8 protein-coding genes and 1 riboswitch are annotated in these 8,056 nt (G+C 70.4%); of the genes, 6 read left to right on the top strand and 2 right to left on the bottom strand.

Annotated features, from left to right (window positions below; all coding sequences use genetic code 11):
• Nucleotides 1-1,130, bottom strand: a 1,130-nt coding sequence (locus Q8Q88_RS06570) for a PAS domain-containing sensor histidine kinase (protein ID WP_305674399.1), incomplete at its 3' end; no start/stop codon positions are given.
• Nucleotides 1,131-1,512: 382 nt separating this feature from the next.
• The gene (locus Q8Q88_RS06565; protein ID WP_305674398.1) at nucleotides 1,513-2,367 is read right to left on the bottom strand and encodes a GyrI-like domain-containing protein; all 855 of its coding nucleotides are present in this window, start codon (nucleotides 2,365-2,367) and stop codon (nucleotides 1,513-1,515) included.
• A gap of 265 nt (nucleotides 2,368-2,632) precedes the next feature.
• Between Q8Q88_RS06565 and Q8Q88_RS06560 the strand changes: the two genes are divergently transcribed.
• The 6 genes from Q8Q88_RS06560 to Q8Q88_RS06535 all read left to right on the top strand — a co-directional run bounded on the left by Q8Q88_RS06560 (nucleotide 2,633) and on the right by Q8Q88_RS06535 (nucleotide 8,026).
• Nucleotides 2,633-3,733 carry a hypothetical protein gene (locus Q8Q88_RS06560; protein ID WP_305674397.1) on the top strand — a complete coding sequence of 367 codons (1,101 nt, stop codon included), beginning with the start codon at nucleotides 2,633-2,635 and terminating at the stop codon, nucleotides 3,731-3,733.
• The gene (locus Q8Q88_RS06555) at nucleotides 3,726-4,181 is read left to right on the top strand and encodes a MarR family winged helix-turn-helix transcriptional regulator (RefSeq protein WP_305674396.1); all 456 of its coding nucleotides are present in this window, start codon (nucleotides 3,726-3,728) and stop codon (nucleotides 4,179-4,181) included. The genes Q8Q88_RS06560 and Q8Q88_RS06555 overlap by 8 nt, the downstream gene beginning before the upstream one ends.
• Nucleotides 4,182-4,482: 301 nt before the next feature.
• On the top strand, nucleotides 4,483-4,722 hold the full coding sequence (locus tag Q8Q88_RS06550) for a hypothetical protein (RefSeq protein WP_305674395.1): 240 nt from the start codon (nucleotides 4,483-4,485) through the stop codon (nucleotides 4,720-4,722).
• A 245-nt stretch (nucleotides 4,723-4,967) separates the two neighbouring features.
• Nucleotides 4,968-5,162, bottom strand: a riboswitch (cobalamin riboswitch).
• A 764-nt stretch (nucleotides 5,163-5,926) separates the two neighbouring features.
• Nucleotides 5,927-6,562 (top strand): hypothetical protein, encoded by a 636-nt coding sequence (locus Q8Q88_RS06545; protein WP_305674394.1) that lies wholly within the window; start codon nucleotides 5,927-5,929, stop codon nucleotides 6,560-6,562.
• Complete coding sequence (locus Q8Q88_RS06540) at nucleotides 6,562-6,912, top strand: hypothetical protein (protein WP_305674393.1); 351 nt, start codon at nucleotides 6,562-6,564, stop codon at nucleotides 6,910-6,912. Before Q8Q88_RS06545 ends, Q8Q88_RS06540 begins: the two co-directional genes overlap by 1 nt.
• Nucleotides 6,902-8,026 (top strand): hypothetical protein, encoded by a 1,125-nt coding sequence (locus Q8Q88_RS06535; protein ID WP_305674392.1) that lies wholly within the window; start codon nucleotides 6,902-6,904, stop codon nucleotides 8,024-8,026. Before Q8Q88_RS06540 ends, Q8Q88_RS06535 begins: the two co-directional genes overlap by 11 nt.
• Nucleotides 8,027-8,056 lie beyond the last annotated feature (30 nt).

The raw sequence follows: 8,056 nt of genomic DNA, 5'->3' as shown, positions 1-8,056 counted from the left end.
GCGTTGGCCAGCAGGTTGTAGAGGACCTGCCGCAGCCGCATCGGGTCGCCGCGATAGACTCCGCGGGCCTGTTCCACCTCGACCGAGAAGGACAGCCCCTTGCCCTGCGCGAGGGCGGCGAAGGCGGAGCAGACCCCGTCCACCACGTCGGAGAAGCGAAAGTCGATCGCCTCGAGTTCGAGTTTTCCGGCCTCGACTTTGGAGAGGTCGAGAACGTCGTTGAGGATCTCAAGCAGCGCCTGGCCGGACTGGCGGATGATGTCCAGCCGCTCCCGTTGGACCGGGCCGAGCTCGTCCGCCTCCATGGCCTGAGCCATCCCCAGGATGCCGTTCAGGGGGGTCCTGATCTCGTGGCTGACGGTCGCCAGGAAGGCGCTCTTTGCGCGGGCGCCCGCTTCGGCGGCGAGTTCGGCTTCCTTGCGTTCGGTGATGTTCTGCAAGACGCCCAGCAGACGTTGCGGCTGCTCCGGCGTGCCGGCCGTGACGGCGGCGCCGGAGGCGACCCACACCAGCCTGTCGGCCCGGTTGAGCCGATATTCGGCGCGGAAGCGGCTGCCCTCCGCCAGGCTCTTCTGCCACTGCGCCATCGCCTGGGCGCGATCGTCGGGGTGGACGGTGTCCCAGATGTCGACGCGCGCCTCCCGGGCGCCGACGGCGCCTTCGAAGAAGGTGTCCCGCGCGCCCGCGGCCCAGGCGGCCCCGGTGACCAGGTCGAGCTCCCAGACGAAGACGCCCGCCAGCTCTGCGGCCTGGCTCAGCCGCTCCTCGATGCGCAGCTGGTGCTGGGCGGCCTGCGAGGCGGGCATCTCCGCCACCACCTGCACGAGCCCGCCGACCTCGCCGGACGCGTGCGTCCAGGGGAGCGTCACCGAGCGCACCAGCCGCGAAGATCCGTCCTGGAGAACCGTTCGATAGGGGCCCGCCTTCAGGACCTCGCCCGTCTTCAGGCACTTGTCCAGGGCGGCGTGAAACTGCTGCAGGGTGGGCTGGATCTGAAAGAGGTGCTCGCCCACGACGGACGCGGCGGGTCGCTCGTGGAAACTCTCCCAGTCGGGATTGATGTGCGCGATGCGCAGCTCGCGATCGGTGATCAGCACGGCGCAAGGCAGCGCCTCCAGGAGCGGCGACAACGCTTGCCATCCGACCGTTTGCGCGCTCTGCGGCATGATCTCCCCCGGTGCGCGCAGCTTGCGCGCATGGCGTTAATTCGCGGTTTCCGTAGCGGAAACATTTCTGGCGTGAAATGAGCGCCTCGACGGAAGCGCGACCATCGGGGCGGGGCCGCAGCGGTTTCATGGTCGACCTGACGTGCGGGGCGCGCGAGCCATCGCGCGGCTCCTCTCCTGGGCGCGCCCCCCTCTTGGGCCTGTCGGCGACAGGTGAACGCAAGGGAAGCCTGCCGTCTGTCCAATCGTGGACACAGCGACGCTTGCGCGCCCGATGGCTCAGGTCCGCGCTGGCGCGCCAGGTGGCCGGCCGGCACAGAGTAGATCTCCCCGTCGGCGCTTCCCCTCACGCCAACGGGAGGCGCACATCCGTGCGCATCTGATCGGTCGCGGTGGTGCGAGGGTCGGTGACATAGACCTCGATGGGGGGCGCGTCGCGCGGCTCCTCCCCCGACTGCGGCAGCCATTGGCCGTAGAGCCACTGATAGGCGCTCTTGAGGGTCGCCGGCGGTCCCTTGTGCGCCATGACGGCGTAACGGCCGCCCGCCAGGTCGAAATAGTCGAGGCCCTCGATGTCGGTCGGAAAGCCGTCCGCCGTGATGACCGCAGCGTGGGCGCGCAACTGCGCCTCCGGCTTCGAGCCCGGGCTGTCGTGATAGACCGCGATCATGTGGGTGATGTGAGGCAGGAGGTTGCGCGCGGCGATCGGGCCGCAGAGCTGCTGAAAGGCGCGCCCCATCTCGGGATACGGGCCGATATGCAGGACCCCCGCGGCGCGGGCGGTCGGCAGGTCCTCGATCTTCACAGGGTACATGGCGCTGTCTCCGGCATTGTGGCGAAGGGCGTTGGCCAGTTGCACGCCGCGGGCGCGGAAGGCGCCGGGCGACGTTCCATGGGCGGCGCGGAAGGCGCGGGAGAAGCTGGCCGGGTTCGGGTAGCCGTACCGCGCCGCGATCTCGCCCAGCGGTGCGTCCTCCAGCACCAGGGCGTTGGCGGCCCTCAGCAGGCGGATGCGCCGGATGGCCTCGGCGAGGGTCTCGCCGGTCAGGGCGTGGAAGACGCGGTGCCAATGGAAGCGCGACAAGCAGGCGACTTCGGCCAGGGTGTCCAGGCTGAGATCGCCATCGAGATGGTCGTGGATGTAGGCGAGCAGGCGCAGGAGTCGGGTCTCGATGTCGGCTGGGGAGCGTGGCTCTGGCATGCGGGCTTCCAAAGGTCCGTCCGCCCAATCGTGCCCCAGGCCGGCTTTGCGAGTCTTGCTGAGTTGGCGAGCCGTGCGCTTGGGCGGCGAGGACAGGGGCGTGGATGGGCGCGCGCTTCCCGAACGCGAGGATCGTCGGCCTGTTCGTCACCCGGCGGGCCTGGCGCGAAACGGCGATTTGAGGCCTCCTGCTGGGCCGGTTGACATTAGTACGATATCGCACTAGTTGGTGCGAAGTCGCACCACATCGCTGGGATCCGTCGTCATGAAAATCTCGAGGCGCGGCGCGCTGGCCCTGGTCGGCGGCGGAACAATCCTGGCCGCCACGGCGGGCGGGTTCGCCCTGACGCGCACGCCGACGCGGGCGCTCGAGCCCTGGAAGCGGGCGGGACGGTATGAGGAGCCGCGCCGGCGCGCGCTCTCCTATGCGATCCTGGCGCCGAATCCGCACAACCGCCAACCCTGGCTCGCCGATCTGCGGGACCCCGACACGGTGATCCTGCACCGGGATCGGACGCGCGACCTTCCGCAGACCGATCCCTTCGAGCGCCAGCTGACCATCGGCATGGGATGCTTCCTGGAGCTGCTCGCCATCGCCGCGTCGCAGGACGGCCATGCCGTCGCGTTCGCCCTGTTCCCCGAAGGCGAGGAAGGCCCGATCGCCGTCGCCCGGTTCAACAAGGGCGGCGCGCCGGACCCGCTGTTCGCCCATGTCCTCGACCGGCGCTCCTGCAAGGAACCCTTCGAGGACCGGCCGGTGCCGAAAGACATGGTCGAGACACTGGCCGCCTACGCGCGGATCATCGACGATCCTCCGACCGTCTCCCAAATCGTCGCCCTGAGCTGGGACGCCTGGACGGTGGAGGCCAAGACCCCGCGGACCCTTCGCGAAAGCGTCGAGCTGATGCGGTTCGGAAGATCGGAGATCGAGGCCAGCCCGGACGGCGTCGATCTGGGCGGCCCGTTCCTGGAGGCGCTGATGGCGGTCGGCGCGGTGAGCCGGCGCGCCCAGCTCGATCCGTCGTCTTTCGCCTTCCAGGAAGGCGTGCGCATCTATGAGGAGATGCTGAAGGCGACCCCGGCCTATGCGGTGTTGACGACGCCGACCAATACTCGGCTCGACCAGATCGAGGCGGGCCGGCGCTGGTTGCGGCTGAACCTTGCGACGACCTCGCTTGGGCTCGCCTTGCATCCGGTGAGCCAGGCTCTCCAGGAGTTTCCCGAGATGGCCGGGTGTTTCAGACGGGCGCACGACCTGCTCGCCGAACCCGGCCACACGGTGCAGATGCTGGGCAGGCTTGGTTTTGGCCCAAGCGCGCCGGCCTCGCCGAGATGGCCGTTGGAAACGCGGATCCGGAATGGATAGCCAAGGCCGACATCTCTATTTCGCCCTGTTCAACGAGATCGGCATCATCGCGCAACTGAGCCGCGCCGCCTTCGAGGCGCGACTGCCGCCAGGGATCACCGTCCCGCATTTTTCGGTGCTCAACCACCTGGTCCGCCTGGGCGACGGCCGAACGCCGCTGGCGATCGCGCGGGCGTTTCAGGCGCCGAAGACCAGCATGACCCACACGCTTGCGGGGCTGGAGGCGCGCGGCCTGATCGCCATGCGGCCCAATCCCAAGGACAAGCGCAGCAAGTGCGTCTGGCTCACCGAGCAGGGCCGACGATTCCGCGACGAGGCGATCGGCCGGCTGGAACCCGACCTGGCGGCGCTGGCGCGTCAGCTTCCTCCGGAGCGCCTGGCCGACCTCGTACCGCGCCTGGCCGAAATCCGCGCCATCCTGGACGCCGCGCGCGATGAGCCCGCGTGAGCCGGCGGGCGGAAGGCTGACGCCACGCGGTCAGGGGGATGGCGCCATCGAACGCGGGCGACGCCTGAGAGCCAGGCTCCTCTTCGGACGAGACGCAAAATTGCTGGCCGTTCTGTGATCGAGTGCTGCGTTGCAGCCTTGTGCGGTCGAGCCCGCCTCGGGCCTAGTTTACGGGTGCGGCGAGGTGGAGGTTGACGTTGTCGACGGTGAGATCCAGATCGTTCGCCATGAGATCCCGCGACGCCGATGCGGCGGATGGGTGCGCGGCCGCCGGACGGCCGCATAGCGAACGGAGCACCCCGTGTCAGGGATCAGTCGCCACGAGGCATTGAACGCCGCTCGCAAGATGCTGCGGGGGTTCTCAGGCGCCCCCGATCCTCGCCAGCAGGCGCATAGGCTCTATTCCGAGCTTGCGCATGCGGCCGGCTGGTCCCGCGCCGAGGAGGCCGAGATCATCGCCTTTGGCGCCTGGCTCCAATCCCGTCCGGCCCTGCTGCAGCTCAGGCCGAGCTGCACGGTGCTCTTGGCCAAGTTTCGGTGAGACCCGCCGCCGGCCCGGAGCGCGCATGCGGACCGCTTGAAAAAGACGGCGCGGTGATCGGAGTCACGGTGGCTTTGGACGAGCGCCTCGACGTCCGTGCGGGAAACCCTCGCTCCGCGCCGGACGGCAGGAGCGGAGTCCCCGCTCCGCGGTGATCGTCCGGCACCGGAGGGGCGCTCCGGGGCCGCTGCGGCGCTGGACCATGCCCGGTCAGGCTTGTCGCGAGCCTTACTGCCCGTCGCGGGGCAGGTCTCCTGGCTCACGGGTCAGCGCCTTAGGTCCTGGCCTTCCTGATCCGTCGCCTAGCGAGCTCGGCGGATCAGTGGCGCGTCACGGACGTCGGCTCGCCGCTTACAGTTGCGGGGGCAGCCCCGGCTTGGGCCGCAGGCGACCGCACCGGATTCCCATCTTCGCCCCGGAACGCGAACGTCCCAGGGAACGACGACCCCCGCATCTAGGCCGCAAGGGCGCACCCTGTCAATCATGATATAAAGACATCTTTATATCACTTGGCGGGTGCGAAAGGGCGCCGCGCCGGGTCGGATCGGGTCCGCCTGGAATCCCGTCACCGGACCGGTTTCTCAGTGGACGGCCGGCGGCCGCGCCATCCGCCTTCCTCCCACGGCGCGGGCCACACCGCCTCCGGGGATGACCCCGGCCCGCTCGCGCCTCCAGAGCGCGGGCGTGCGGAGGCTGTGACCGGGCGCCGGGTCCCGGCCCTTCGTTGCGCCGTGCGGCGTCGCGGCCCCGGGGGGAGCCGAGGGTCGCGCAGGACTAGGACGACCGAGGCGACGATCTTGAGTATCGAAGGCCGGGTCGACGACCTGCCGACGCACAGGAGGAGCCACTCCTGTGTCCGGCCCATCCGTGCGCGCCACGCTGGATCCCGCTCGCCGAGGCGCCGCCGCCGCCGAGATCCGCCGGGCCCCGCAGCGAGCTGGCGCTTCCATCGCGGGCGCTCGGGCAGCGGCCTTGCCAATTACACGTAAAGATGGTGTTTACGCTAGGTAAGCGCCTGAAGATTGTACGTGGCGCTGGGGGCGAGCCATGAGCGCGGTCTGGTCGGGCGAGGAGTGGTCGCACTCCGCTGGGCGGCGGCCGCGGCCGGACGCCCTGGGCCTCCGATGCGGGGCGCGCCCCATGCATGGCTCCCCAAGCTCGCCCGCAAGCGTCGCCCCTGGAAACACTCCGCAATGAGGACCCCATGACCGAGCCGTTCCACATCCACCCGCGCCTGCCGGCGATCGACGGCATTTTCCACCTCGGCCCGAACGTGCTGATCGCCGGCCACGCGGCGCACGAGCGCATCGCCGAGCACCTGCACGACCACCTGCCGCACATGCACATCCGCTACGGGTTCGAGATCCCGGTGCAGTCCTTCTCCGGCCTGGATGCGGCCGCCCTGGAAGTGGCGATGCTGGTCAAGGCGGAGCATCGAGTGGACTGCAACCCGGTGTTCGTGGCGCGCGGCCCGGGCGCGGAAGGGGTCTGCTGGAAGATCGCCGGTCAGGACGTGCACTGGGTGCACGACGCCGAGGTCGGCGCGAAGGCGACGCGGGGCTGGGAGCGCGCCGGGCGCAAGATTCCAGAGGGCTACCGCTTCTCGGGCTTTCGCACCAGCGACCTGGAGGAGCGGCAGGTGCGGCGCTACAGCCGGGCCGAGCTGCAGGCGGCCATCGGCCAGGGCGTGCGCTGCGACCAGCATTTCCAGGCGACCTGGGGGGAGCCGCGACCCGAGCCGATCGACCCTTACGAGGTGGTGATCTGCCTCTCCGACGACGCCAGCGGTTTCGAGACCTTCTTTCGCCTGCCGACCACCGTCGCCCTGGGGGCGTGCTGATGGGCCGGGAGACGATCGACGGCGCGACCGTGGGCCTGCGCTTGGCGGCCGGCGGCGCGCCAGAGGGGAAGGTGATCCATGTGCGCGCCCGCAGGAGCCCAAGCGGGCCCGAGCAGAACGCCTTCGTCTTCCTCGACCTTGCCGCCGACCTGCCCCGGGCGCGCTACCTGGCCTGGGTGAACCTGTTCGACGTGGAGCATGCGGCCCGCCGCCAGGCCGGCCGCTGGCGGCTCTGCGAGCCGGCCCAGGCGGAGACCCTCGAGGCGGAGTGGCGGCCGTTCGGCTGGGGCGATGCGGCCTTCCCGAGCGTCGCCGACGCTCACGTTGCGGAGGACGCTGATGCCATTTGAGCCGATGCCGTCCGCCCCGCCGCTGCCGATGGTGCTGCGCTCGCGCGCGGCCCTGGGCGCGGCCCTTTCGCCCAGGGCGGGCCTGCCGCTGACGCCCCTCGGCGCCACCTACAGCATGACGCAGGAGGCGAGCTGGATCGACGCCGACCACTTCGCCGTCGGCCGCTGGGACGGCTCGCTCAGCCTGTTCAGCTTCACCGCCTCGCCCGCGGAGGGCCCCAAGATCGTGCGGGCGGTGAACGGTCCCGGCCAGGAGGGGGTGCAGATGATCACGCCGCTCCCGGGCGCGGCCGCCTTCTTCAGCTCCAACGACGACGGCTCGATCCTGCTCTGGTGGAGCGACGACGGCGGCTGGTCGGACCTGCGGCTCGCCGCGACCCTCGCCTACGATCCCGAGTTCGGCGTCGCCAACAGCGGCGCCGTGCTGGAGGCGCAGGGGCGGGCCTGGTTCGTCGCCGGCCACGCCAACGGGCGGGTCAGCCTCTGGGGCGGCGGCCCGGACGCCGGCGATTGGACGCTGGAGACCGTCGCGGACGTCCGCTCCGGCCGACCGGTGAACCCCTGGGGCCTGGCCAATGTCCGCGGGATCGCCGTGCTCCCGCCGGACGCGGCGTGCGGGTATGTCATCGCCGGCTCCGAGGACGGCAACCTGACCGTGGTGCGGGTCCCGGACGGACAGATCATGGCGGCGGTGGTCTACAATCCCGACGCCCAGCGCGGGATCAACAGCCTGACCGCCTGCGGGACCGTGGTGCTGGTGGCGAACTGCGCGGTGGGCGCGGCGGATTCGAACCTCTGGAGCTTCCTTGTCGACCCCTCGACCTGGTCGATCCGCAACACCGGCCGGGCGAACCTCGTGGTCGACCCGCAGGCGCCGCAGGTGTTCAACTTCGACGTGGTCTGGGGCGCGCCGGGCGAAGGGGCGATGAGCTTCTTCTGCTCCACGGAGGAGGGCGCGCTCTGGATGGGCCGGGCGGCCCCGACCGGCGCCCTGACGATCCTGGGATTCGAGCAGGTGACGGCGGAACTGGGCTCGGCGCTGTGCTTCGACGCCCAGCGGCTGATCGTGGCGGCCTACGACCTGCGCGAGTTTGGGGTGGGCGGGTCCGCGTGAGCGGGGCGCGGGGGTGATCTCGCGCCGAGG

The sequence above is a fragment of the Phenylobacterium sp. genome (assembly GCF_030697925.1).
Lineage (GTDB): Bacteria > Pseudomonadota > Alphaproteobacteria > Caulobacterales > Caulobacteraceae > Phenylobacterium.
This window is presented reverse-complemented; position numbering and strand designations above follow the sequence as displayed.